The organism is Saccharopolyspora karakumensis (assembly GCF_004349225.1).
In the GTDB taxonomy this organism is placed as follows: Bacteria; Actinomycetota; Actinomycetes; order Mycobacteriales; family Pseudonocardiaceae; genus Saccharopolyspora; species Saccharopolyspora endophytica.
In genome coordinates, this window is sequence record NZ_SMLA01000017.1 from 24,350 (window position 1) to 49,520 (window position 25,171).

The window sequence follows — 25,171 nt, forward strand, 5'->3', positions numbered from 1 at the left end:
GCGGCGGGAGCGGCTGGGAAGTGAGAGCCGAGTGCGACCGGCCTTTCCTCCCGCGGCCCGCGCCCGCCGCAGGTGATCACCGCGAGCGAGTGGCCGGCGGGAAGTTCCCACCGGCCACCGAGAAGCGGTGCCTCAGCCCGCGAACGACCTGATCACCTCCGGGTTCGCGTCGGCCCACTTCTTCGCCGCCGCCTGCTCCTGGCCCTTGGCCGCGCTGTTGATCTCGTTCTCCAGGCTCGCCAGCTGCTGGTCGGTGAGCTTGAACTTCTTGACCATGTCGGTGACCTCGGGGAAGTCCTGGCTGAAGCCCTTGCGCCCGATGGCGTGGATCTGCTCGGCCGCGCCCATCGCGCCCAACGGGTCCTGCAGGTCCTTGATGGGGTAGCGGGCGTAGGCCCAGTGCGGGTGCCACAGCGTCACGACGATCGGCTTCCGCTCGTCGGTCGCCTTCTGCAAGGCGGCGAGCATCGCCGTGGTCGAGGAGGTCTGCAAGGTGAACTCGCCCTGCAGGCCGTACGCCGGCAGCGCCTCCTTGGTGGTGCGGCTCAGCCCGGCGCCGGGGTCGATCCCGGTGACGGTCCCGCCCAGCTCGGCGCCCTTGCCCTTGAGATCGGCGATCGAGTTGACGTCGGTCATGTAGTTGGGCACGGCGATGTTGAGCGTGGCCTGGTCGTACCACACACCCAGGTCCTCCAGCTGCGGGCCGTACTGCTTCCAGTAGTCCTCGTGCGTGGCCGGCAGCCACCCGTCCAGGAACAGGTCCGGGTTGCCCTGCGCCAGACCGGCGTAGATGGGGCCCGCTTCCAGCTCGGTCGCCTTGACCGCGTACCCGCGGCGTTCGAGGAGTTCCTTGTAGAGGTAGGTGACCGCGATGTCCTCGTCCCACGCGATGTACCCGATGTTGATCTGCTTGGCCTCTTGCCCTGTCTGCGCCTCCCGCCCGCCGCAACCGGCGGCCAGGGACAACGTCGCGGCCACCGCGGCCAACAGCGCCAAGAGCCGTCTGGTCCTGCTGTGCGACATCATCAACCTGCCCTTCTGGTCAAGGCCGGGGCTCATCCGGTCTTGGCCGCCTTCCGCTCCGCCCGCGCGACCGGCGAGCGGTCCGACAGCACCGCGGTGATCCGGTCCAGGTAGACGGCGAGGATCACCACCGACAAACCGGCCTCGAAACCCTGTCCCAGCTGGACCCGGGTGACGGCCTCGTAGATGTTGGTGCCCAGTCCGGGAGCCCCGACCATGCCCGCGATGACCACCATCGACAGCGACAGCATGATCACCTGGTTGATGCCGGCCATGATCGACGGCATCGCCAGCGGCAGCTGGATCCCGGTGAGGATCTGACCGGTTCGCGCGCCGAACGCCTCACCCGCTTCCACGACCTCGGAGTCGACCTGGCGGATGCCGAGCTCGGTGAGCCGGACTCCCGGCGGCAGCGAGAAGATCACCGTCGCCACCACGCCGGGCACGACCCCGATGTTGAAGAACACGATGACCGGCACCAGGTACACGAACGCGGGCAAGGTCTGCATCAGGTCCAGCACCGGCCGCACGACATGGCTGACCTTCTGGTTGCGCGCGGCCAGGATCCCGATCGGGATGCCGATCAGCACCGCCAGCGCGCTGGAGACCAGCACCAACCCCAGGGTCTCCATCGCCGGGTCGAACTCCTCGATGCTGGCGATCAGGCCGAACCCGATGAGGCTGAACAGGGCGAAGCGCCAGCTGCGCAACCACCACGCCAGCGCGGTGAACACCAGCACCATGACCAGGTCCGGCAGCCAGGTCAGCGCGGCGGTCAGGCCGGCGACAGCACCGCTGACCACCAGCTCGATGAAGTCGAAGACCGGGCCGATGTTGTTGTTCAGCCACTCCACGACGGCCTGGAACGCGTCGCCGAGCGGCACCCTGGGCAGCTGGGCGAGCAGAACCGGATCAAGCATCGGAGGACTCCTCCCGGTGGCTCAGCGCCGCGAACACCGCGCCGGGGGTGACCACTCCCAGCGGCCGCCGCTCCTCGTCGACCACCAGCAGCGGTTCGGCGCGGTCGCTCATCGGCGCGAACAGGTCCTTCAGCGGGGTCGTCCCGGGGACTTCGACGGCTCCGTCGGCAGGCGTGGCGTTCGGGTCGGCGATGGCGGCCGCGGTGAGCACGCGGCTGCGGTCGACGTCCTGGACGAACTCGGCCACGTAGTCGTCGGCCGGCGCGCGCAGGATCTCCTCGGAGGTGCCGATCTGCACGATCCGGCCCGCGCGCATCACCGCGATCCGGTCGCCCAGCCGCATCGCCTCGTTGAGGTCGTGGGTGATGAAGATGATGGTCTTGGCCAGTTGCGCGTTGAGCTCCAGCAGCTGGTCCTGCATCTCGCGCTTGATCAGCGGGTCCAGGGCGCTGAACGCCTCGTCCATCAGCAGCACGTCGGTGCCGGTGGCCAGCGCGCGGGCCAGCCCGACGCGCTGGCGCATCCCGCCGGAGAGCTGCTGCGGGTACCGCTGCTCCCAGCCCTGGAGCCCGACCAGTCGCAGCGCCTCGCCCGCGCGCTCGGTGATCTCCCGCTCGTCGGTGCCCCGCACGCGCAGGCCGTAGCCGGCGTTGTCGAGCACCGTGCGGTGCGGGAACAGCGCGAAGTGCTGGAAGACCATGCTCATCTTCTGCTGCCGCACGGTGCGCAGGTCGCGGGTGCTCATCGCGGTGACGTCGACGTCGTCGACGAACACCGCGCCGTCGGTGGGCGCGAGCAGCCCGTTGACCATGCGGATGAGCGTCGACTTGCCCGAACCGGACAGGCCCATCACCACGAAGGTCTCGCCCTCGGCGACGGAGAAGGTGGCGTCCACGACGGCGGCCGTCGCCCCTCCGGCCACGAGATCGGCCGGATCGGAGCCCTGCTTCAGGAGCCGGACCTTCTCGGCCGGTTGCGGCCCGAAAATCTTGTACAGCCGTTCCACGCGTACCGAACTCACCGATCGCCTCCAGCGTTCGGGATCGGCGAAAAACGTCGATTCCGCTTGTGCCGCGCTCTGCTTCCCAGGTTCCCTCGTGGGGCTCGTGTTGCCCGCTTGACCTGGAAAAATCGGCTACTTCAGAAAAGATAGACCCATTTGCAGCCAGGCGTGCGGGTGGCCGCGGGAAGCGAATCCGAGGAATCGTTCCAGCTGGTCGAAACCCGGCGGGACCGGGAGGAGGAAACGGAATGGCGGTATTTCCGGGGAAGATCTGCTCCCCGGGGCGTCCCAGCATGTGACACGGGTGATGCCCCGGATGGAGGCGGCGCCTCGTCCCGGACGTTTAAGGTCGGATACATGCAACCCTGGTCATCGGTTTCCGTCCCCGAGGTGGAAGGCACCCCACGTCCACTTCAGCTGTTCGACACGTCCGCCGCTGAGATCAGGCCCACCGAGCCCGGGCCCGAAGCGCGGATGTACGTCTGCGGCATCACCCCGTACGACGCCACCCACCTCGGCCACGCCGCGACCTACCTGGCGTTCGACCTGATCCACCGGGTGTGGCTGGACAACGGTCACCAGGTCCACTACGTGCAGAACGTCACCGACATCGACGACCCGCTGCTGGAGCGGGCCGAGCGGGACAACGAGGACTGGGTCGTCCTCGCGATGCGCGAGACCGCGCTGTTCCGGGAGGACATGGAGGCGCTGCGGGTTCTGCCGCCCGCGGACTTCATCGGTGCCGTGGAGTCCATCCCGGAGATCGTCGAGGCCGTGGGGAAGCTGCTGGCCTCCGGTGCCGCCTACCGGGCCGATGACGCCGAGTACCCGGACATCTACTTCCGGCACCAGGCCACCGGCCGGTTCGGCTCCGAGTCGAACTACGACGAGGCCACCATGAACACCTTCTTCGCCGAGCGCGGCGGAGACCCGGACCGGCCGGGCAAGGAGCACCCGCTGGACGCGCTGCTGTGGCGGATGGCCCGGCCGGGCGAGCCGTCCTGGGACTCCGAGCTGGGTGCGGGCCGTCCCGGCTGGCACCTGGAGTGCTCGGTGATCGCGCTGAACCGTCTCGGTCTCGGGTTCGACGTGCAGGGCGGCGGCTCGGACCTGATCTTCCCGCACCACGAGTTCAGCGCCGCGCACGCCGAAGCGCTCTCCGGCGACTTCCCGTTCGCCAAGCACTACGTGCACTCCGGCATGATCGGGCTGGACGGCGAGAAGATGTCCAAGTCGCGCGGGAACCTGGTGTTCGTCTCGCGGCTGCGGGGGGACCGGGTGGATCCGATGGCGATCCGGCTGGCGCTGCTGGACGGCCACTACCGCCAGGACCGCTCCTGGACCGCCGATGCGCTCACCGCGGGTGCCGCGCGGTTGGCCCGCTGGCGGGAGGCGGTCGCGCTGACCTCCGGCCCGGCGGCGGCCGAGGCGGTCGTGGGGCTGCGCGCCGCGCTGTCGGCCGACCTGGACACCGCGGGCGCGCTCCGCGCGGTCGACGCCTGGGTGGAGTCGGCGCTGGTGTCCGGCGGGGACGACCAGGGCGCGCCGGCCCTGATCCGCACCGCGGTGGACGCCCTGCTCGGAGTTGAGCTTTAACCTTCTACGACATCAGCGAAGGGTGATCGGGAAGTCCGTCGAGGGCTCCCGGTCACCCTTCTTCGCGTTTTCGGGCCGCTCTGGCAAAAACGGCAATTGAACAGGGCGGGAGCGTTGAGCTGCGCTTGGCCAAAGCGAGTTCCGGCGTCCGTGGACAGGTCCGAACGGGTTTGATTTGATCATCGCGTCATCACGGGGAGCGACGGCGTTCGTCCGGAATGTCGCCGTGGGCCCAGATTTCGAAGATGAGGACACTCGAAAGGTGGCCGGGGAAACATGCGGAGAGTCCTGATTGTCGGAGCCGGGCAGGCAGGGCTGCAGCTGGCGCTCACGCTGCAGGCCGAGCGCTACGACGTCACGTTGATCGCGGCGCGGACGCCGGAGCAGATCCGGAACGGGCGCGTCATGTCCACGCAGTCGATGTACTACCAGACGCTGGAGATCGAAAGGCGGCACGGACTGGGCCTCTGGGACGACACCGCGCCCCGGCTCACCGGCCTGCGCGTGTCGGTCGCGAGCCCGGAAGGCGAGCGGGTCATCGACTGGATGGCGCCGCTGAAGGACTACGCGCTGTCGATCGACCAGCGCGTGAAGATGCCCGCCTGGCTCGAACTGTTCGCCGAGCGCGGCGGCACGATCGACTACCGCGCGCTCTCGGTGGCCGACCTGGACGAGATCGCGCCCGGCTTCGACCTCGTCGTGGTCGCGGCGGGCAAGGGCGAGCTCGGTTCGCTGTTCGAGCGCGACGCGCAACGCTCGCCCTACGCCGAACCGCAGCGCGAGCTCTCGGTCGCCTACGTGCGCGGCACGCGCAGCGCCAGCGACCCGGACGACTCCTCGGCCGCCCGCTTCAGCGCGCTCGCCGGCATCGGCGAGGTCATCAGCTACCCCGCGCACACGCTCGACGGCGCCTGCGAGATCCTGCTGCTGGAAGGCGTTCCCGGCGGTCCGCTGGACGCCTTCGGCGACCGGCCGGAACCGCAGCGGCAGTGGGAGCGGATGCTCGGCCTGCTGCGCGAGCACTGCCCGTGGGAGCACGAGCGGTTCGCCGACGCCGAGCTCACCGACGAGGGCGGCACGCTGGCCGGCGCGGTGACGCCGACGGTCAGCAAGCCGATCGGGCAGCTGCCCTCGGGGCGCCTGGTGCTCGGGCTCGGTGACAGCGTGGTGCTCAACGACCCGGTCACCGGGCAGGGCGCCAACGCCGCCTGCCAGAGCGCGCAGATCTACCGGGAGAGCATCCTCGCCCGCGGTGACGGCGCCTTCGACCGGGGATGGATGCAGGGCACCTTCGACCGCTACTGGGACTTCGCCCGGCACGTCACCTCGTGGGCCAACGCCGCGCTGCAGCCGCCGCCCCCGCACGTGCTCACCATCTTCGGGGCGGCCGCGCAGCTGCCCGCGGTCGGCGAGCGCTTCGCCGACGGCTTCGCCAACCCCGACGACATGGCCTCGTGGTTCCTGGACCCGAACGCCGCCGACGCCTTCCTCGCCGAGTGCGCCGCCGCCTGAACGAAAAACGGTCGACCGCGATCGGGTGATCGCGGTCGACCGTCGGTGGATCAGGTGCTCAGCCCGGTCCGGGACCGAGCGGGCCCTTGCCGCCCGGGCCGCGGCGGCGCAGGTAGCGCTCGAACTCGGCGGCGATCGCGTCGCCGCTGGCCTCGGTCAGCCGGACCTCCGCGTCACCGCGCTCCTCGAGGGCGCGGACGTAGTTGCGCACGTCCTCGTCCTCCTCGGCCATCTCGCTGACCGTTTCCTCCCACTCCTCGGCCTGGTCCGGGAGGTTGCCCAGCGGGACCTCCACGTCCAGCGCCTCCTCGACGCGGTGCAGCAGCGCCAGCGTCGCCTTCGGCGAGGGCGGTTGCGAGACGTAGTGGGGCACCGCCGCCCAGAACGAGATCGCCGGGATGCCGGCCTGCACGCACGCGTCCTGGAAGATCCCCACGATCCCGGTCGGGCCCTCGTAGCGGGTGCGCTCCAGGCCGAACGTCGCCGCCGAGTCCTCGTCGTAGGCCGTGCCGCTGACCGGGACCGGACGCGTGTGCGGCGCATCGGCGAGCAGCGCGCCCAAGGTCACCACCGTGCGCGCCCCGAGCTTCTCGAGCTTCTCGACCAGCTCTGCGGAGAAGGCCCGCCACCGCATGTTCGGCTCGATGCCGTGCACCAGGATCACGTCGTGCTCGGCGCCCGGCGGGCGGCACACCGTCAGCCGGGTCGTCGGCCAGGTGACCTGCCGGGTGACGCCGTCGACGAGCTTGACCGTCGGACGCGTGACTTGGAAGTCGTAGTACGGGTCCGGGTCGAGCTCGCTGAGCGACTCGGCGTCCCAGATGAGCTGCAGGTGCTCGATCGCGGAGCTGGCTGCGTCCCCGGCGTCGTTCCATCCTTCGAACGCGCAGACCACGATCGGGTCCGTCAACCGCGGCAGGTCGGCGTTCGGTTCGGGCGTCTGTTCGCGATCGGTCACTGCGCAAGCCTACGACCTAAGCCCTCCCCGAGCGCTACCTCCTCGCCTATTTCATGATCACGTGCCCGGCCGGTGCGGAGGCGCCGGTTTGACGGTTCCTCCCGCTGGTCCGAGGCTTGGCAGACCAGTCTGTGTGGAGCAGGTGCCCGTGGAGCGGAGTCCGTCAGCGCCCAGTGGGGGAACCGGTGTCTCCCCGCGTTCGCGTTTGCGGCTGTCCATCGGCCGCCACCCCGGTGACCTGGGCAAACTAGCTCTGGTCGCGGGGCTTCTGGTGCTGAGCGCGTTGCTGGTGCTGATCCCGGCGAACCCGGTGGAGATCGCTGTTCACCAACAGCTGATCGCTCTCCCGCGCGTCGCCGACCCCTTCTGGGTGGTGTTGACCTGGATCGGGTCGTGGGTGGGCATCGTCGGCGTGGTCGTGGCGACGTCCTACCTGGGCTGGATCCGGGTGGCGCTGCTGTGCGGCGGCTCCGGTGCGCTGACCTGGCTGGTCGCGATGCTCATGCACCAGCTGCTGGAGGGGCCCGGCGGTCGCCCCTTCCCGTCCGAGGAGGTCGCGCTGGTGACCGTGCTGGCCGTGGTCGCCACCCCGTACTTCGGCCGGGTCGCGCGCTACCTGGGCTGGGGACTGGTCCTGCTGACCGGGGTCGCCGTCGTGCACCTCGACCTGCACCTGCCGCTGGGCGCCGTCGGCGGAGCGCTGCTCGGGTGGGGCGTCGGGCTGCTGTGCCACCTGGTGTGGGGCGCTCCGGGGCGGAAGGTCTCGGAGCTGGTGGTCTTCGACGAGCTCGAACAGGCGGGGCTGGCGCCGGTGTCGATCAGCGCGCTCCGGCACCGGCTGCTGCAACCGCGCGAGTTCGCGGTCGACACCGTGGACGGGCCGCCGCTGCGGGTCAAGGTGGTGCGCAGGCTCAGCCGGCGAGCCGGTGCCTGGTACAAGCTCAAGCGCCTGCTGATGCTGCTCGACGTGCAGGACGAGCCGAGCCTGTCCACCCCGCACCACGAGGTCGAGCACGAGGCGTACGCGGCGTTGCTCGCCGCCCGCGCCGGGGTGCGCACTCCCGAGGTGGTCCTGGCCGGCGACGTCCCCTACGCGCCCGCGCTGCTGGTGATGCGGGAGGTCCCCGGCAGGCGGCTGACGGAGCTGTCGCCGGAGGAGATCGACGACGAACTGCTGGCGGGCGTGTGGGAGCAGGTCGCGCTGCTGGCCGAGGCCCGCATCGCCCACCACGACCTGCGGGCCAAGAACATCCTGGTGGACGAGCGCGGGCGGCCGTGGCTGCTGTCGTTCACCTTCAGCCACCCCGGCGCCGACGACGCCCGCTGCGCTCAGGACCTGGCCGAAGCGCTGGTGTCGGTGGCCGCCGTCGTCGGTACCGAAAGGGCCGTGACCAGCGCGATTGCCGCGCTTCCCGTCGAATCGCTGGCCGCGGCGCTGGGCAGCGTGGTGCCGCTGGCGCTGCCGCGCCGGATCCGCGCGCAGGTCCAGCGCGGCCGGTACTTCCTCGCCGAGCTGCGCGAGAGCCTCGCCGATCGGCTCGGCCTGCCCATCCCCGGTTTCCGCTCACCCGTGCGACCCACGACCGTGCTGAGCCTGCTGCTGGTCGGTGCGGCCGTCTACCTGCTGATCCCCGAGCTGTCCAACACCCGGGACGTGATCGGGGCGCTGCGCCACGCCCACTGGGGCTGGCTGGCGGTGTCGGTGGTGACCGGGTTCGCCGCCGTGGTGCTGTCGTCGATCTCGGTGCAGGGCTCGAGCCGGATCCCCCTGCCGTTCTGGCTGACCCTGCAGGTCCAGGTCGCCGCGGCGTTCACCGGGCGCACCACCCCGGGTGGTGCCGGGTTCTTCGGCATCAACGTCGTCTACCTGGAACGACTCGGGTTGCGCAGGCCGCTGGCGGTGGGGGTGACGCTGCTCAACCAGGCCGGAACCGGGGCGGTGGCGTTCGTGGTGTCGGTGATCGGGGTGTTCGCGGTCGGGCTGTCGGGCACCTTCACCAACCTCTCGCTGCCCGGCTGGCAGCTGATGGTCGTCGTCGCGGCCGCGGTGCTGGTCGCGGTGCTGGTGGTGCTGTCCCCGCCGGGTCGGCGGCGGATCATGCCGTCGGTGCGGGAGGTGAGCCGGGAGCTGCTGGAGACGCTGCGGCACCCGGTGCGCGCGCTGCAGCTGTTCGGCGGGGCGCTCGGCTACCTGGTGGTCTCCGGGCTCGGGCTGGCGACGTCGCTGGCCGCGCTGCACCCGAACTTCTCCTGGACCGCGGTGACCGTCGTGTTCGTCGTCGGCAACACCCTGGGCCACCTGGTGCCCTCGCCCGGTGGGCTCGGCGCGGTCGAGGCCGTCCTGCTCGCGGGCCTGGGTGCCATGGGAGTCCCGCCCACCGCCGCCGTCGCCGCCGTGCTGCTGTCGCGGCTGCTCACCTACTGGATCCCGGTGCTGCCCGGCATCCTCATGTTCCGCTACCTGCAGCACCGCAACGTCATCTGAGGAGGCTTCGGACACTTTGGGTAGGAATCGGTACAGAGGGTCGTGTGTACTGAAGGTGGTCCTTCCACCTCATTGAACGGAGTGTTCGCGTGGCTCAGCCCGCCGCCGTGCTGTTCGACATGGACGGCACGCTCGTCGATTCCGAGAAGCTCTGGACCATCGCGCTCGACGACTACGCGGCGCATCGAGGCGGGAGCCTCTCGCAGCAGACCCGCGAGGACATGGTCGGCTCCAACATGACGCGCAGCATGCGGCTGCTGCTCCTCGACCTGGGCCTGCCCGACGGGAACTCCGAGATCGCGGGTGCCGCCAGCTGGGTCGCGCGCCGCATGACCGAGCTGTTCGGCGAGGGCCTGCCCTGGCGGCCGGGAGCCGAGGAGGCGCTGCGCCGCGCCAAGGAGCTGGGGCTGCGCACCGCGCTGGTGACCTCCACGATCCGCCCGCTCACCGACTTGGCGCTGGACACCCTGGGTCACGACTCCTTCGACGTCACGGTCTGCGGCGACGAGGTCGACGGCAAGAACAAGCCCGATCCCGAGCCGTACCTCAAGGCCGCTCGCCTGCTCGGCGTCGACCCCGCCGACTGCGTCGCGGTCGAGGACTCGCCCACCGGCGTGGCCTCCGCGGAAGCCGCGGGCTGCGCGGTGCTGGCGATCCCGTGCGAGGTGCCGCTGACACCCGGTCCCCGCCGCACGCTGCGCGACTCGCTGGCCGAGGTCGACGTCGCAGCGCTGGGCGAGCTGCTCGCACCGGCCGCGTGAGCGGTCCGATCCCGATCGTGCTGGCCGGCCGCGGGCCGGTCGGCCGGGCCTACGCCGACCTCGTCGCCGAACGCGGGCGGGAGCACGGCCTGGACCTGCGGGTGGTGGCCGTGCGCGGCCGGGAACGCCAGCGCGAAGCGGGGGAGTGGGGACCGCTCACCGACCTGCCAGAGCTGCTGGAACGCACCGGTGCGCGGGTGTTCGCCCAGGCCGTGCCCTCCGACGGCGACGGCCGTGCCGCGCGGGAGGCGCTGCAGGCGCTGAACGCGGGTGCGCACGTGGTCACCGCGACCAAGTCGCACCTGCTCACGCACTGGAGCGAGCTGGCCGCAGCGGCGGAGGCCGCCGGTCGGTCGGTGCGCGTCTCGGGCGCCACGGGCGCCGCGATGCCCGCCGGTGACCTGGCGCGGTCGGTGCTGCGGGGCTTCGACGTGCGCGCGGTCTCCGGCTGCGTGAACGGCACCGCCACCTTCGTGCTCGACCGGCTCGCCGACGGCGCGGACCTGGACGGCGCCGTCGCCGAGGCGCAGCGCGCGGGCATCGCCGAGGCCGACCCGAGCAACGACCTCTCCGGGAGCGACGCGGCCACCAAGCTCCGGCTGCTCAGCGCGCTGCTGTGGGGCTGGGACCCGGCGGAGACCCGGGTCTCCGCCGAGCCGATCGCTCCTCCGCTGCCCTCGGTTCCCGCAGGCCACCGGCTTCGGCAGGTCGCGAGGGCGGCGCGCGGGGAGCCCGGCGTGGTCCGGGTGGTGTTGTCGCCGGAGCCGGAGGCCTCCGCGCTGGGCGCGCTGCGCGGACCGGAGAAGGCGGTGCGCTACGACTGCGGTGAGGCCGGCCAGGTGGTGGTCTCCGGAGGCCGCTCCAGTCCGCACGGGGCCGCGCTTGCGATGATCAAGGACACGCTCGGCGCGGTCCTGGAAGCCACCACCGGCTTCCGCTGATCGGCCGTGATCGAGCCCGCAAACGGACGGGTCCGATGTGAACCCGCCCAGGACGGATGCAAGGATCGAGGACTGTGAAGACCTTCGACGAGTTGTTCGCCGAGCTGCAGGAACGTGCCCGGACCCGCCCCGAGGGCTCCTCGACGGTGGCCGCGCTCGAATCCGGTGTGCACGCCCAGGGCAAGAAGGTCCTGGAGGAGGCCGGCGAAGTCTGGCTGGCCGCCGAGCACGAGTCCGATGAGGAACTCGCCGAGGAGATCTCGCAGCTGCTCTACCGGCTGCAGGTCATCATGCTGGGTCGCGGACTGTCCCTAGAGGACGTCTACCGCTACCTGTAGATCAACACCGAACACGAGGAGAACAGGTTCAATGCTGCGCGTTGCAGTGCCCAACAAGGGCACGCTTGCCGGTCCCGCGTCCGAGATGCTCGCGGAAGCCGGGTACCGGCAGCGCCATGAGCAGCGGGACCTGACCGTGATCGACAACGCCAACGAGGTCGAGTTCTTCTTCCTCCGGCCCAAGGACATCGCCATCTACGTCGGCTCCGGCGAGCTCGACCTCGGTCTGACCGGCCGCGACCTGTCGCTGGACTCCGGGGCTCCGGTCGACGAGCGGCTGGCGCTGGGCTTCGGCGGATCGACCTTCCGCTACGCGGCCCCCGCCGATGCCGGTGAGTGGACCGTGGCCGAACTGCAGGGCAAGCGGATCGCCACCTCCTACCCGCGGCTGGTCTCCGACGACCTGGCCCGGTACGGGGTGACGGCCGAGGTCATCCGGCTGGACGGGGCGGTGGAGATCTCCATCCAGCTCGGCGTCGCCGACGCGATCGCCGACGTCGTCGGCTCGGGCCGCACACTGCGCCAGCACGGTCTGGTGGCCTTCGGCGACCCGATCTGCAAGTCCGAGGCCGTGGTCATCGAGCGCCGCGACTCCGACCAGGTGCAGGCGAAGAACCAGCTGATCGCGCGGCTGCAGGGCGTGGTGTTCGCGCAGCAGTACGTGATGCTGGACTACAACTGCCCCAAGGACCTGCTCGACGACGCCACGAAGATGACTCCGGGTCTGGAGTCGCCGACCATGGCACCGCTGGCCGATGAGCGCTGGGTCGCGGTCCGCGCCATGGTCTCCCGCAAGGACGCCCCCGCGATCATGGACCGCCTCGCGGCCGTGGGGGCGAAGGCGATCCTGTCCTCGGACATCCGGGCCTGCCGCCTCTGACGGGGAGGTCAGAACCGGCGCCGCTCGCGGGCGGTTCGGACCAGAACCCCCTCGGTGCTCCATTCGGGCGAACCGTTCTCCCGATCGTGTTCACCTCGCCCTCGCCGAGAGAGGCTGGGCGAGGTGAGCGCGAGTTCGTCCGGCGCCTCCACGGTTGTCACACCTGCGGGGTAGTTTCGAACGTGACGATCTTGGACGACGCCCATGGGGGTTGGCACGCATATGGCAGTAGTGGTCCCGGGGAAGACGCCTCCGCAGTGGCAGCTCTACGCAGGGATGCCCTGCTGGATCGAGCTGATCACCACCAACCTGGACAGGGCGCGGGAGTTCTACGCGAACCTGTTCGACTGGGAGTACGAGACCCACTCCGACCCGGCTTCCGGGGAGCACATCATCGCCCTGCGCGACGGGTTCCCGGTGGCGAGCCTGCGCGCGGCCTCCGGTGACCAGTCGATGTGGCGGATCTACCTCGCGGCCGCGGACTGCGCCGAGAAGGTCGCCGAGGCCGAGGAGCGAGGCGCGGTGCAGACCGTCCCGCTGAACTCGGTGCCCAAGGTGGGCCGCAAGGCCGTGCTGGTCGGCCCCTCCGACGCGGAGTTCGGCCTGCTGGAGCCGGAGGAGTCCTGGCAGTTCGACGTCGGTCTGCCGGGCACGCTGATGTGGGCCGAGCTGGTCACCATCAAGGCGCAGACCGCCGACAACTTCTTCCAGGAGCTCTTCGGCTACACCGCGGAGCAGTTCGGCACCGAGCACCGCTCGGACTACTCGGTCTGGTACCTGGGCGAGGAGTCGGTGCTGGCGCGGGTCAGCATGATCCGCGACTTCATCACCGAGTCCACGCAGCCGCACTGGCTGCTGTACCTGGGCGTGGACGCCGAGATCGGCACCGACGAACTGGTCCGCACGGCCATCGCCAACGGCGGTCGCGTCCGCGTCGACCCGTACGACTCCAGCATCGGCCGCATGGCCGTCCTCCGGGACCCCACCGGGGCTCGCTTCGCGGTCATCGACCCGAGCCAGGCAGGCGACTTCGGCACCGCTGCCAATTACGACCCGTACGAGGACTGAAGAACTCATTCTGCTCAGCGGTGCGGGTGGCGGAACCTGACACGCCTTCTGGGTCCGGGACCCGAGACTGAAGTATGACCAATACACGGCTCTAGGGCTGTCCTCCCCAGAAGACGTGTCAGAACCCGCGGCGGTGCCGGTTTCTCAGGTGGTGTACTGAGAAAGCGCCTGCGGCGCTTGCCTGACGGTGGGGCGCCGGGGTTTCTCCGCTGCCGTCAGTCGGTTCGGTCCAGGATGGACTCTTCGTTGGTGGTCGGGTCTTCCGGCCAGCCCGGGTAGGGGGGTGGGGTTCCGCCGAACGCCGGGCAGAGGGCCTTGTGATCGCAGTAGTCGCAGAGCTTGCTCGGATTCGGCCGGAAGTCCCCGGTCTTGCCCGCGCGCAGGATCGCCTGCCAGATCGCCTCGAGAGTCCGCTCGAAGCGGCGCAACTCGTCCTCGTCGGGGGCGTAGGCGAGCTTCTGCTTGTTCGCCAGGTACATCAGCAGCAGCTGGCGGGGGATCTCGCCGCGCAACCGCCACAGCACCAAGGCGTAGAACTTCATCTGGAACATCGCCTTGGCTTCGCCGATCTCGCGCGGCGCGTTGCCGGTCTTGTAGTCCACCAAGCGGATCTCACCGGTCGGCGCGACGTCCACCCGGTCGATGAAGCCGCGCAGCAGCACGCCCGAGGGGAGCTCGGTCTCCACCCGCAGCTCGCACGCCTCCGGCTGCAGCCGCTGCGGGTCCTCCATCTCGAAGTAGGCGTCGAGCAGGCCGCTCGCGGACTTCAGCCACTTGGCCAGCTCCGGGTCGTCCGGGCCCTCGAAGAGCTCCGCCAGCTCCGGCTGCTCGGCGAGGATCTCCTCCCACGCCGGCGTCAGCAGGTCCCCGGCCTTCTGCCGGTCGCGCTGCTCGGTGGGCAGGCCGTAGAGCCGTTCCAGCACCGAGTGCACCACCGTGCCGCGCACCTGCGCGCGCGTGGCCTTCTCCGGCAGACGGTCCACCGCGCGGAAGCGGTAGAGCAGCGGGCACTGCTTGAAATCCCCCGCCCGCGACGGCGAAAGCGCCGGACGCCGGCGGGTCGCCTGCTCGGGTTCCTGCTGCGCGGTCTCAGCCATGAGCACTGACCCTAACGAAACCCCCTGACAGGAGATCGGCACGGGAGGGGCGCGGTCGCGAAATCCGCGAGAACTCCGATGGCGCGACCCGGGCATCACAGCTCTCTCACCTCCGACCTACTACCCTTCGCACATGCCGCCGACCGCTTCCTCGCCCGTCCGGCCCAGGCTCAACGACGGGGGGCTGCTGTTGTGCCGGGTGGCCGGAGTGCCGGTGCTGCTGTCCACCTCGTGGTGGCTCGGCGCCGCGCTCATCGTGCTGCTCTACACGCCGATGGTGGGCCGCATCCTGCCGGGCGCGGGGGTGTGGGAGAGCGCCGTGCTGGCAGCGGTGTTCACGGTGCTGCTGGCGGCGTCGGTGCTGCTGCACGAACTCGGCCACTGCATCGTCGCGCTGCGGATGGGACTGCCCGTGCGCCGCGTGCGGCTGTTTCTGCTCGGCGGGCTCTCCGAGATCTCCCGCACGCCCCCCAAGCCCGCGCAGGAGGGGCTGATCGCCGCTGCCGGGCCGGCGGTGTCGCTGGTGCTGGCGGGTGCGAACGGCATCGCCTGGTACGCCATGACGCCGGGCGGCGCGATCTGGCTGCTGGTCGCCCAGACCTGCGTGGCCAACCTCGCCGTCGGCGTGTTCAACCTGCTGCCGGGCCTGCCGCTGGACGGCGGGCGGATGCTGCGCGCGCTGCTGTGGCGGATCACCGGTCGTCGCGTTGCGGGCACCACCGCCGGTGTCGTGGGTGCCGGAGCCGTCGCCGTCGCACTGCTGGTCTACGCGGTGATCGGGTTGTTCAACGGAGCCGCCGATCAGTGGCTGCGGCTCGGCGTGTGCGTGCTCATGGCCTGGTTCGTCGTGGCCGGGGCCAGCGCCGAGCACCAGGCCGAGCAGCGTCGCCGGTGGCCCAGCGGCCTGGAGCTGTCGGACCTGGTGCGCCCGGTGCTCCAGCTGCCCGCCGAGAGCCCCGTCGGCGACGCGCTGATGGCCGCCGCCGGGCGCGGCGTCGTGCTGGTGCGCGCCGACGGCATCGCGGTCGGCCTGCTCGACCAGACCGCCGCCGAGCGGCTGGCCACGCACGCCCCGCACGAACCGGCCGAGCGCGCCGCGGAGCCCGTCGAGGCGGACACGATCCTGCTGGACAGCGAGTCGCCGGACGCCGTGCTGGAACGGGTCCAGACGGTGCTCGCCTGGCAGTTCCTGGTCATCGACGAGGAGGGCAGGCCCAGCGGAGTCCTCCGCCGCGAGGACCTGCGCTCGGCACTGCGCTCCCGCCGGGGGTAGAGGCCTGCCCATCTGCGACGATGGTTCGCCGTGCATCGAGCACGTCAGGCGAGCGTGGAGAAGGTAGGCAGCACTTGAGCAGCACCGTCAGCGGTGAGTTCCAGCCCGGCGACCGGGTCCAGTTGACCGACCCCAAGGGGCGCAAGTACACGGTCGTGCTGGAAAAGGGAGGGGAGTACCACACCCACCGCGGCGCGCTCGCGCACGACGACCTGATCGGGCAGCCGGAGGGCTCGGTGGTGGTCTCCGCAGGCGGCACCTCGTTCCTGGCGCTGCGCCCGCTGCTGGCCGACTACGTGCTGTCGATGCCGCGCGGCGCCCAGGTCATCTACCCCAAGGACGCCGCCCAGATCCTCATGTGGGGCGACATCCGGCCGGGCGCGAAGGTGCTGGAGGCCGGTGCCGGATCCGGCGCGCTGAGCTGCTCGCTGCTGCGCGCGGTCGGCCCGGAGGGCAGCGTCACCTCCTACGAGGTGCGCGAGGACCACCACGAGCACGCCGAGCGCAACGTCAAGCGCTTCTTCGGCGAGATCCCGGAGAACTGGGACCTGCGGCTCGGCGACCTGCTGGAGTACGACGGCGAGCCCGTCGACCGCATCGTGCTGGACATGCTGGCGCCCTGGGACGTGCTGGAGCTGGTCAAGGAGAAGCTCCTTCCCGGTGGCGTGCTGATCGTCTACGTGGCCACCACGACCCAGCTCTCCCGGGTCACCGAGGCGATCCGCGAGCAGCAGAACTGGACCGAGCCGCAGGCCTGGGAGACGCTGCTGCGCCCCTGGCACGTGGTCGGCATGGCCGTCCGCCCCGAGCACCGCATGGTCGCCCACACCGCGTTCCTGCTCACCAGCCGCCGCCTCGCCGACGGCGTCACGCCCCCGCGCGTCCAGCGCCGCCCCAGCAAGGGCTGACACGATGCCGAACGGCCCGCCCCGGAGGAGTCCGGAGCGGGCCGTTTCGACTGTTCATCGCGTCAGCAGATCTTCCAGTCGCCGCTTTCGACGACCATCTTGAAGTCCTGGTCCAGCGGGGTCGGCGGCATCTGGCTGAGGTCTCGGCCCATGATGTGGCCGGTCAGGCGCATCTCGCCGGAGATCTTCGCCTTGGCGGTGTTGTCGCCGTTGTCCTTGACCTCGCCGAGCTGCACCTGGAACGTCATCCCGTCGATGAACTTCTTGACGTCGGCGTCGGTGAGCCCGAACTCCTTCAGCTGGGCGACGTCGCCGCCCTTGCCTTCCATCGTGTCGATGACCTCTTGCAGGCCCGCCCGCTCCTTCTTGCAGCTGACGCCCTGCAGCCCGGCGAAGTCCTTGGCGTTCATCATGTCCACGGCCTGCTGCGCGACCGGGCGAGGATCGCCCGGTCCGCCGGCGAAGGCGAGGACGATGGTCACGCCGATGACGACGAGGCCGCCGACGCCGCCGAGGATCCACGGCAGCGGGGACTTCGTCTTCGGCGGCTGACCGCCGTAGCCGGGCTGGCCGTACGGGCTCGGGTACGGCTGCTGCGGGTACTGCTGGCCCCCGCTGGGCGGGTAGGCGCCGCCGGGCTGCGGGTACTGCTGCCCGGCGCTGGGCGGGTATTGCCCGCCGGGTTGCTGCGGGTACTGGCCACCGGGCTGCTGCCCCCATCCGCCCTGGCCGGGCGGCTGCTGCGGTGGGTACGTCACTGGTGTTCCCCCTGAATCTTTTCTGTTGTTCCCCTCGATGCGCCCCGGCTACTGGCCGAGGTCGCAGACCTTCCACTCGCCGTTCTCGACGACCAGGCCCATGGTCTGGTCCACCGGCTGGGACGCCCCGTCGGCCTCGTAGGTTCCGGTCAGATCCGCCGAAGCCTTGTCACCGTTGCGGGTGACCTCGCCGAGGCGGACGTCGAACTTCCACTGCTTGAGCTGGCCGATGGCGGTGTCGAGCTGGGTCTTGTTGGACTCGCAGAACAGCTCGCCGACGGTGCCGAAGTCGCCCGCGTTGACCTTGGCCACGACCTCCTGGGCCACCGGACGCGGTTCGCCCGGGCCGCTGCCGAGCCAGAAGTAGGCGCCGACGCCCGCTCCGGCGAGCACCAGCACGGCCGCGACGATCCCGAGGACCACCGGCAGCTTCGACTTCTGCGGTGCCGGCGGTTCGACGTCGCCGAAGCCGCCCGGCTCCTTCAGCCATGAACCAGGGCCGTACTCGCTGCCCCACTGCGGTGGCATCGGCTGGCCGGCCTGCGGCGGCTGCGCGGGCTGCGGCTGACCCGGGTGCATCTGGCCGGGTTGTCCCTGCTCCGGGCCCTGCTGGCCCCAACCGGTGTGCTGGTTGCCGTACCAGTTGGGTTGCTGCTGCGGGGCGCCGGAAGGCTGAGGGGGGAATCCGTTCCCCGTGGGTTGCTGCCCCCACCCGCCCTGTCCAGGCTGCTGCGGCGGATAGGTCATGGACTCCTCCCAGGAGTGTTCATGCGGCATTCGACGCCGGTTGTGCGTTAGCGGCGGTAAGTAGACCAGAGCCCTTGGGCCCGCGGGTGCGGAGTATCGGGATTACAACCTCCATGACCGCCCCGGCGGAGTCCGGAATGTCCGGTCGCCCGAAGTTGTTCCAAATGATGGGAGAAGTCCGGCGGCTCCGGACGAAAAATGCCACCCGGTTGCCGGAGTCCTTAACCCGGATGATCGCAGAGCGCACACGGGCGCTGTGGCGCAACGGAAAAACCCGTGGTCGCGGCGATTCCGCGGGGGTGTCGGAAGGTTGTCCGGGAGTATCGAACGGACCATGATCGACAACCCACCGTATCCGCCCCGACCAGCCAGGATGCAACGCGCCGGGAACAAACGTCTTTAGACCGTGTGTATTCGGAGATTTCTGTGGCACGCTGGGCGATCCGGCGGACACCTCACGACGCCGCCGTCGTCGGTGATCGCCGGTACCGTGGTGGTACGAGCACGGGAGGAGGGTGCCGATATGCAGCACGACCGTCCCGGCAGCCGGCCTGAGGAGGGCGACGGCGAGCAGGGTGCGGGCTCCGCGGAGCTCCGCAGCCAGATCCGTCTTCTCGAAGACGAGGTCGCACTGCTTCGCCGCAGGCTCAACGAGTCTCCTCAACAGGCGCGCCTGCTGGAAAAGCGGCTGGCCGAGGCATCCGAGAGAGTGAGCCAGCTCACCGAACGGAACGCCAAACTCACCGAGACCCTGAAGGAAGCGCGGGGCCAGCTGATGGCGCTGCGCGAGGAGGTCGACCGCCTCGCCCAACCCCCGAGCGGGTACGGCGTGTTCCTGCACGCCTACGAGGACAGCACGGTCGACGTGTTCACCTCCGGTCGCAAGATGCGGGTGGCGGTGTCGCCGAACGTCGAGACCGGGGACCTGCGGTTGGGGCAGTCTGTGCGCCTCAACGAGGCCCTGACCGTGGTCGAGGCGGGTGCGTTCGAGCAGACCGGTGAGGTGTGCACCTTCCGGGAGGTCCTGTCCTACGCCGAGGGCGAGAGCCCGCGCGCGCTGGTGATGGGGCACACCGACGAGGAACGCGTCGTGTGGCTGACCGAACCTCTGGCCGACTCCGGGCTGAAGGCCGGCGATTCGCTGCTGGTCGACAGCAAGGCCGGCTACGCCTACGACGTGGTGCCCAAGGCCGAGGTCGAGGACCTCACCCTCGAGGAGGTGCCGGACGTCGGCTACCGGGACATCGGTGGCCTGGCCGGGCAGATCGAGCAGATCCGCGACGCCGTGGAGCTGCCGTTCCTGCACTCCGACCTCTACGTGCAGTACCAGCTGCGCCCGCCCAAGGGCGTCCTGCTCTACGGGCCGCCGGGCTGCGGGAAGACGCTCATCGCCAAGGCGGTGGCGAACTCCCTGGCCAAGAAGGTGGCCGCGGCGCGGGGTGACGACGATGGTCAGGCGAAGTCCTACTTCCTGAACATCAAGGGTCCCGAGCTGCTCAACAAGTTCGTCGGCGAGACCGAACGGCACATCCGGATGATCTTCCAGCGCGCTCGGGAGAAGGCCTCCGAGGGCACGCCGGTGATCGTGTTCTTCGACGAGATGGACTCGATCTTCCGGACCCGCGGCAGCGGCGTGTCCTCCGACGTGGAGACCACCATCGTCCCGCAGCTGCTGAGCGAGATCGACGGTGTGGAAGGCCTGGAGAACGTCATCGTCATCGGTGCCTCCAACCGCGAGGACATGATCGACCCGGCGATCCTGCGCCCCGGCCGGCTCGACGTGAAGATCAAGATCGAGCGTCCGGACGCCGAATCGGCCAAGGACATCTTCTCCAAGTACCTCACCACCGAACTGCCGATCCACGAGGAGGACCTCAAGGAGTTCGGCGGCGACAACGCCGCGTGCCTGGACGCGATGATCCAGGCCACGGTGGAGCGGATGTACGCCGAAACCGACGAGAACCGGTTCCTGGAGGTCACCTACGCCAACGGTGACAAGGAAGTCCTGTACTTCAAGGACTTCAACTCCGGCGCGATGATCCAGAACATCGTGGACAGGGCCAAGAAGGCGGCGATCAAGTCGGTGCTGGAGACCAACCAGCCGGGCCTGCGGGTGCAGCACCTGCAGGACGCCATCATCGACGAGTTCGCCGAGAACGAGGACCTGCCCAACACCACCAACCCGGACGACTGGGCCCGCATCTCCGGCAAGAAGGGCGAGCGGATCGTCTACATCCGCACCCTGGTCAGCGGGAAGAACCAGGAATCCGGCCGAGCGATCGACACCGCCACCAACACGGGCCAGTACCTGTAATTCAGGTGCCGCGCTCGCACGCGTGGTCGAGCGGTCGTCGAGACGACGGTGATCCGGGGCCGCCATCCCTCCTTCCGGGATGGCGGCCCCGAGCCGTGCGGGCGGCTCGGCGGCGGGATACGTTGCTGGGCATGATCCCCGCGCAGAACCCGGTGCAGCGGCTGGGACTCGGGCTGGCCGCTCTGGGCAGGCCCGCCTACATCAACGTCGGCCGCGCCGACGTGCTTCCCCAGCAGCGCACGACCCAGGCCATGAAGGAGCGCACCCGCTCCGTCCTGGACGCCGCCTACGCCCACGGCATCCGATGGGTCGACACCGCCCGCTCCTACGGCAGCGCCGAGCAGTTCCTGGCCGACTGGCTGGGGGAGCGGGGCCACGAGGACGTCACCGTCTCCAGCAAGTGGGGCTACGCCTACGTCGCCGAGTGGCGCATCGAGACCGAGGTCCACGAGGTCAAGGAGCACTCGCTGGAGCGGTTGCGCACCCAGTGGGCGGAGACCCGCACGCTGCTGGGCGATCGCATCGATCTCTACCAGGTGCACTCGCTGACCGGTGACAGCCCGCTGTTCGAGGACATGGAGCTGCAGCACGAGCTGGCCCGCATCCGCGACGCCGGCGTGCGGCTCGGCTTCTCCACCAGCGGTGCCGCGCAGCCCGAGACCATCGAGCGGGCGTGGGAGCTGGAGATCGGCGGGACGCAGCTGTTCAGCGCCGTGCAGTCCACCTGGAACACCGCCGAGCCCTCGGTCGGCCGCACCCTCAACGAGGTGCACACCGGCGGGTGGCGGGTGCTGCTCAAGGAGACCATGGCCAACGGGCGGCTGGCGCTGAAACCGCCGGACGAGTTCGCCGCCATCGCCTCCCGCCACGACGTCGGGCCGGACGCCATCGCCGTCGCCCACGCGCTGGCCCAGCCGTGGGCGGACGTGGTGCTGCTCGGCCCGGCCAGCGTGGAGCAGCTGGAGACCAACCTCGCGGCCCTGCGCGTCGAGCTCGACGACCGGGACCTGGCCACCCTCCGGTCGCTGGCCACCGACGCGGCGACCTACTGGGGCGAGCGCTCCCAGCTGCCGTGGCACTGAGCGCCGCTCAGGCGCGCGCAGCGCGCTCCCGCAGCCATCGCCGCGTGAACTGACGCCCGTCGGGCACGAACGGCCACAGCGGGTCGTCGAGGCGCTCGCGCAGCTCGGAGACGGGCATCCACCAGCCCTCGGCGACCTCCTCGGGCTGGTGCACCACCGGTCCGTCCCAGCGGGCTTCGAACACGAAGCCGTGGTAGCGGACGGTGTCGTGCTCGAAGACCTCGCGGAACAGGAACTCCGGTTCGGTGCGCACGCCGAGCTCCTCGGCCAGCTCCCGGCGGGCGGCGTCGAACGGGTCCTCTCCGGCGACGACCACGCCTCCGGCGGTGCAGTCGTGCAGGCCCGGGTAGACGTCCTTGGTGTCGGTGCGGCGGTGCACGTAGACGTGCTGCTCATCGCCGGAGAGCAGCAGCACGGAGGTCGCCGCGTGCCACAGCCCCCTCTCGCGCATCTCGCGCCTCGACGCCCGGCCCACGACACGCCCGGCCGCGTCGTACAGCGCGACCTGCTCCTCACCCATGCCCACACCACGATCGTGCCACCCGGTCGGCGCAACGCCGGAAGGCACGATCGGCGAACCTGTGGCTTCAAGCACTCTGCTCCGCCGCCGATACCCCGTACTCTGCGAGGTATGCGGCGGATCATGGGAACCGAGGTGGAGTACGGCATCGTCGTACCTGGCGATTCCAGCGCCAATCCGGTGCTGACCTCCACCCACATCGTGCTGGCGTACGCGGCGGCGGCCGAGATCCCGAGAGCCAGACGGGCTCGCTGGGACTACGAGGTCGAGTCGCCGCTGCGCGATGCGCGCGGGTTCGACCTGAGCTCGGCGGCGCAGCAGTCCAACGGTTCGGACGGCGACGACCTCGGCGCGGCCAACGTCATCCTCACCAACGGCGCGCGCCTCTACGTCGACCACGCGCACCCCGAGTACTCCGCGCCCGAGGTCACCAACCCGCGCGACGCGGTCATCTGGGACAAGGCGGGCGAACGCGTGATGGAGGAGGCCGCGTTGCGCGCGGCCAGCGTGCCCGGCACCGCGCCCATACAGCTCTACAAGAACAACGTCGACGGCAAGGGCGCGAGCTACGGCACCCACGAGAACTACCTGATGGCCCGCAACACCCCGTTCACCTCGGTGATCGGCGGCCTGACGCCGTTCTTCGCCTCCCGGCAGGTGATGTGCGGGTCCGGCCGGGTCGGCATCGGCCAGTCGGGTGAGAAGCCCGGTTTCCAGCTCTCCCAGCGCTCCGACTACATCGAGGTCGAGGTCGGCCTGGAGACCACCCTCAAGCGCGGCATCATCAACACCCGCGACGAACCGCACGCCGATGCCGACAAGTACCGGCGGCTGCACGTCATCATCGGCGACGCCAACCTCGCCGAGACCTCGACCTACCTCAAGCTCGGCACCGCTGCGCTGGTGCTGGACATGATCGAGGGCGGGCTGCGGTTCGACGACCTCAAGCTGGCCGACCCGGTGCAGGCGGTGCACCTGATCAGCCACGACCCCACCCTCAAGCAGTCCGTGGAGCTCGCCGACGGTCGCCGGTTCACCGGTCTGGACCTCCAGCGCGCCTACCACGAGCGGGCCTCGGAGTTCCTCGACGCCAACGGCGCCGAGCGGGCCTCGCGCGACGTGCTCAACACCTGGGGCGAGGTGCTCGACATGCTCGGCAACGACCCCATGTCCTGCGCCGACAGGCTCGACTGGCCGGCGAAGCTGCGGCTGTTGGAGAGCTATCGCAGCCGCGACGGCCTGGGCTGGGCCTCGCCCCGGCTGCACATGATCGACCTGCAGTACTCCGACGTGCGGCTGGACAAGGGCCTCTACAACCGGCTGGTCACCCGAGGTTCGATGAAACGCCTGGTCAGCGAGGAAGAGGTCCAGGAAGCCGTGGCCACCCCGCCGGAGGACACCCGCGCCTACTTCCGCGGTCGCTGCCTGGAGCGCTACCCGTCGGAGGTGGCCGCCGCGTCCTGGGACTCGGTCATCTTCGACCTCGGCCGGGAATCCCTGGTGCGCATCCCGACGTTGGAACCGCTGCGCGGCACCAAGGCCCACGTCGGCGCCCTGCTGGAGGCCAGCAACAGCGCCGAGGAACTGGTGGACTCGCTGACGAAGGGGTGACCCGCGACGACCACGTTTCGCGCACGTCAGGTAGTCGGAAAGATCGTCAAAGACGCCCGGCTGGGCGTGGGCGAACGAGTGGTCGGATAGGTAGTGTTCAAGGCAGGACGCCCCCGATTCCGGGGGAGTTCGGGACTTCAACCCACCGGGAGGCGAGATGTCTCAGGAGAAGGCTCAGCGGCAGGGCGGCGGCGACGGCGAGGAAGAGAACGAACCGGAGGCCGCCGGTCAGGAACGTCGCGAAAAGCTCGGCGAGGACGTCGACGCCATCCTGGACGAGATCGACGACGTCCTGGAGGAGAACGCCGAGGACTTCGTGCGCGCCTACGTGCAGAAGGGCGGCCAGTAGGCCCCGACCGCCGGTGCGCCCAGGCGGTGATCCTGCGAGAACCGGTCACCGGGCCGGAGAAACACCGGCCCGGTGCCGCTCGCTGCGCACTCGATCATGACTAAAGTGCATCCTGTCGCAGGAGTCCTGTGAGAACGGAGACGATGTCGCTGATGGACCAGAGCTCGGCCCAGTTCCCCGGGCAGGCGCTTCCCGCCGCCTACTTGACCCCCGGATCCTCGTCGTTCACCGACTTCCTCCAAGCCGCCGCACCGGAACTGCTGCCGGGCGGGCGCAGGGCGCCCGAGGGCACCGTGCAGGCGCCGCACGGCACCACCATCGTCGCGGTGACCTTCCGCGGAGGCGTGCTGCTGGCGGGTGACCGCAGGGCGACGATGGGCAACGTCATCGCGCAGCGGGACATGGAGAAGCTCTTCGTCACCGACGCCTACTCGGCGGTGGGCATCGCCGGAACGGCCGGTGTGGCGCAGGAACTCGTGAAGCTCTACGCGGTCGAGCTGGAGCACTACGAGAAGCTCGAAGGCATCTCGCTGTCGCTGGACGGCAAGTCCAACAAGCTGGCCACGATGCTGCGCGGCAACCTGTCCGCGGCCATGCAGGGTCTGGCGGTCGTACCGCTGTTCGCCGGTTACGACACCGACGCCGAAGACCCCGACCGCGCGGGCCGGATCGTGTCCTACGACGTCGTCGGCGGTCGCTACAACGAGGCCGGCGGCTACCACGCGGTCGGTTCCGGCTCGCAGTTCGCCAAGTCGGCGCTGAAGAAGCGCTTCGACCCGGACGCCGACCTGGACACCGCCGCGCGCGCCGCGGTGGAAGCGCTCTACGACGCTGCGGACGACGACAGCGCCACCGGTGGCCCGGACGTGTCCCGGCGGATCTACCCGTCGGTCATCACCATCACCGCGGCCGAGGGCGCGGTGCGGCTGACCGAGGAGCAGACCTCCGAGATCGCCACCGCCGTGGTCAACGGACGCCTGGAGAACCCGGGCGGCTGACCAGCGCCGTCCCACGATCCCGCCTGCCA

At 70.2% G+C, this 25,171-nt stretch carries 23 protein-coding genes; 15 read left to right on the forward strand and 8 right to left on the reverse strand.

Annotated elements, in window-relative coordinates:
- Positions 1-132: 132 nt before the first annotated feature.
- From E1202_RS13870 to E1202_RS13880, 3 genes are read right to left on the reverse strand one after another with little or no spacing between them, the layout of a single operon-like run.
- Positions 133-1,059: a glycine betaine ABC transporter substrate-binding protein gene (locus E1202_RS13870; RefSeq protein ID WP_235878296.1), complete on the reverse strand. Its 927-nt coding sequence runs from the start codon at positions 1,057-1,059 to the stop codon at positions 133-135.
- The gene (locus E1202_RS13875; protein ID WP_132683470.1) at positions 1,056-1,943 is read right to left on the reverse strand and encodes an ABC transporter permease; all 888 of its coding nucleotides are present in this window, start codon (positions 1,941-1,943) and stop codon (positions 1,056-1,058) included. The genes E1202_RS13870 and E1202_RS13875 overlap by 4 nt, the downstream gene beginning before the upstream one ends.
- Positions 1,936-2,964: a quaternary amine ABC transporter ATP-binding protein gene (locus E1202_RS13880; RefSeq protein ID WP_132683471.1), complete on the reverse strand. Its 1,029-nt coding sequence runs from the start codon at positions 2,962-2,964 to the stop codon at positions 1,936-1,938. The genes E1202_RS13875 and E1202_RS13880 overlap by 8 nt, the downstream gene beginning before the upstream one ends.
- A 339-nt stretch (positions 2,965-3,303) precedes the next feature.
- On the opposite strand from E1202_RS13880, the gene mshC reads away from it, so the two are divergent.
- Complete coding sequence (gene mshC, locus E1202_RS13885) at positions 3,304-4,542, forward strand: cysteine--1-D-myo-inosityl 2-amino-2-deoxy-alpha-D-glucopyranoside ligase (protein WP_132683472.1); 1,239 nt, start codon at positions 3,304-3,306, stop codon at positions 4,540-4,542.
- A 276-nt stretch (positions 4,543-4,818) separates the two neighbouring features.
- Complete coding sequence (locus tag E1202_RS13890) at positions 4,819-6,054, forward strand: styrene monooxygenase/indole monooxygenase family protein (protein ID WP_132683473.1); 1,236 nt, start codon at positions 4,819-4,821, stop codon at positions 6,052-6,054.
- A 58-nt stretch (positions 6,055-6,112) separates the two neighbouring features.
- Here E1202_RS13890 and E1202_RS13895 read toward each other — a convergent pair whose 3' ends face one another.
- Positions 6,113-7,012 (reverse strand): PAC2 family protein, encoded by a 900-nt coding sequence (locus E1202_RS13895; RefSeq protein ID WP_132683474.1) that lies wholly within the window; start codon positions 7,010-7,012, stop codon positions 6,113-6,115.
- Positions 7,013-7,217: 205 nt separating this feature from the next.
- On the opposite strand from E1202_RS13895, the gene E1202_RS13900 reads away from it, so the two are divergent.
- The 6 genes from E1202_RS13900 to E1202_RS13925 all read left to right on the forward strand — a co-directional run bounded on the left by E1202_RS13900 (position 7,218) and on the right by E1202_RS13925 (position 13,485).
- The gene (locus tag E1202_RS13900; RefSeq protein ID WP_132683475.1) at positions 7,218-9,497 is read left to right on the forward strand and encodes a lysylphosphatidylglycerol synthase transmembrane domain-containing protein; all 2,280 of its coding nucleotides are present in this window, start codon (positions 7,218-7,220) and stop codon (positions 9,495-9,497) included.
- 89 nt (positions 9,498-9,586) lie between these two features.
- Positions 9,587-10,258, forward strand: a complete 672-nt coding sequence (locus E1202_RS13905) for an HAD family hydrolase (protein WP_268952321.1) — start codon at positions 9,587-9,589, stop codon at positions 10,256-10,258.
- Positions 10,255-11,199, forward strand: a complete 945-nt coding sequence (locus E1202_RS13910) for a homoserine dehydrogenase (protein ID WP_235878298.1) — start codon at positions 10,255-10,257, stop codon at positions 11,197-11,199. The genes E1202_RS13905 and E1202_RS13910 overlap by 4 nt, the downstream gene beginning before the upstream one ends.
- A gap of 74 nt (positions 11,200-11,273) precedes the next feature.
- On the forward strand, positions 11,274-11,537 hold the full coding sequence (locus E1202_RS13915; RefSeq protein ID WP_132622409.1) for a phosphoribosyl-ATP diphosphatase: 264 nt from the start codon (positions 11,274-11,276) through the stop codon (positions 11,535-11,537).
- A 31-nt stretch (positions 11,538-11,568) separates the two neighbouring features.
- Entirely contained in the window at positions 11,569-12,417 is an 849-nt protein-coding gene (gene hisG / locus E1202_RS13920) for an ATP phosphoribosyltransferase (protein ID WP_132683476.1), read from the forward strand.
- A 222-nt stretch (positions 12,418-12,639) separates the two neighbouring features.
- Positions 12,640-13,485 (forward strand): VOC family protein, encoded by an 846-nt coding sequence (locus E1202_RS13925; protein ID WP_132683477.1) that lies wholly within the window; start codon positions 12,640-12,642, stop codon positions 13,483-13,485.
- Positions 13,486-13,700: 215 nt separating this feature from the next.
- Here E1202_RS13925 and E1202_RS13930 read toward each other — a convergent pair whose 3' ends face one another.
- Positions 13,701-14,582: a RecB family exonuclease gene (locus E1202_RS13930; protein WP_132683478.1), complete on the reverse strand. Its 882-nt coding sequence runs from the start codon at positions 14,580-14,582 to the stop codon at positions 13,701-13,703.
- Positions 14,583-14,715: 133 nt separating this feature from the next.
- On the opposite strand from E1202_RS13930, the gene E1202_RS13935 reads away from it, so the two are divergent.
- Together E1202_RS13935 and E1202_RS13940 are read left to right on the forward strand one after the other, a co-directional pair.
- The gene (locus tag E1202_RS13935; RefSeq protein WP_132683479.1) at positions 14,716-15,855 is read left to right on the forward strand and encodes a site-2 protease family protein; all 1,140 of its coding nucleotides are present in this window, start codon (positions 14,716-14,718) and stop codon (positions 15,853-15,855) included.
- Between the two features lie 20 nt (positions 15,856-15,875).
- Positions 15,876-16,763, forward strand: coding sequence for a tRNA (adenine-N1)-methyltransferase (locus E1202_RS13940; protein ID WP_132683480.1), 888 nt, complete (start codon positions 15,876-15,878; stop codon positions 16,761-16,763).
- Positions 16,764-16,825: 62 nt separating this feature from the next.
- On the opposite strand, the gene E1202_RS32175 is transcribed toward E1202_RS13940, so the two are convergent.
- Positions 16,826-17,521, reverse strand: coding sequence for a hypothetical protein (locus E1202_RS32175; RefSeq protein ID WP_235878319.1), 696 nt, complete (start codon positions 17,519-17,521; stop codon positions 16,826-16,828).
- A 48-nt stretch (positions 17,522-17,569) separates the two neighbouring features.
- Positions 17,570-18,268, reverse strand: a complete 699-nt coding sequence (locus tag E1202_RS13950) for an Rv0361 family membrane protein (protein ID WP_132683481.1) — start codon at positions 18,266-18,268, stop codon at positions 17,570-17,572.
- A 523-nt stretch (positions 18,269-18,791) separates the two neighbouring features.
- Here E1202_RS13950 and arc point away from each other — a divergent pair.
- On the forward strand, positions 18,792-20,582 hold the full coding sequence (arc, locus tag E1202_RS13955) for a proteasome ATPase (RefSeq protein WP_132673762.1): 1,791 nt from the start codon (positions 18,792-18,794) through the stop codon (positions 20,580-20,582).
- A 131-nt stretch (positions 20,583-20,713) separates the two neighbouring features.
- Positions 20,714-21,664, forward strand: a complete 951-nt coding sequence (locus E1202_RS13960) for an aldo/keto reductase (protein WP_132683482.1) — start codon at positions 20,714-20,716, stop codon at positions 21,662-21,664.
- Positions 21,665-21,671: 7 nt separating this feature from the next.
- Here E1202_RS13960 and E1202_RS13965 read toward each other — a convergent pair whose 3' ends face one another.
- Complete coding sequence (locus E1202_RS13965; protein ID WP_235878320.1) at positions 21,672-22,184, reverse strand: NUDIX hydrolase; 513 nt, start codon at positions 22,182-22,184, stop codon at positions 21,672-21,674.
- 111 nt (positions 22,185-22,295) lie between these two features.
- Between E1202_RS13965 and dop the strand changes: the two genes are divergently transcribed.
- The 3 genes from dop (at position 22,296) to prcB (ending at position 25,142) form a co-directional block, all read left to right on the forward strand.
- Positions 22,296-23,795 (forward strand): depupylase/deamidase Dop, encoded by a 1,500-nt coding sequence (dop, locus tag E1202_RS13970; protein WP_132683483.1) that lies wholly within the window; start codon positions 22,296-22,298, stop codon positions 23,793-23,795.
- Positions 23,796-23,952: 157 nt separating this feature from the next.
- Positions 23,953-24,144 (forward strand): ubiquitin-like protein Pup, encoded by a 192-nt coding sequence (locus E1202_RS13975; protein WP_132622389.1) that lies wholly within the window; start codon positions 23,953-23,955, stop codon positions 24,142-24,144.
- A gap of 152 nt (positions 24,145-24,296) precedes the next feature.
- Positions 24,297-25,142: a proteasome subunit beta gene (gene prcB, locus E1202_RS13980; protein ID WP_132683528.1), complete on the forward strand. Its 846-nt coding sequence runs from the start codon at positions 24,297-24,299 to the stop codon at positions 25,140-25,142.
- Positions 25,143-25,171 lie beyond the last annotated feature (29 nt).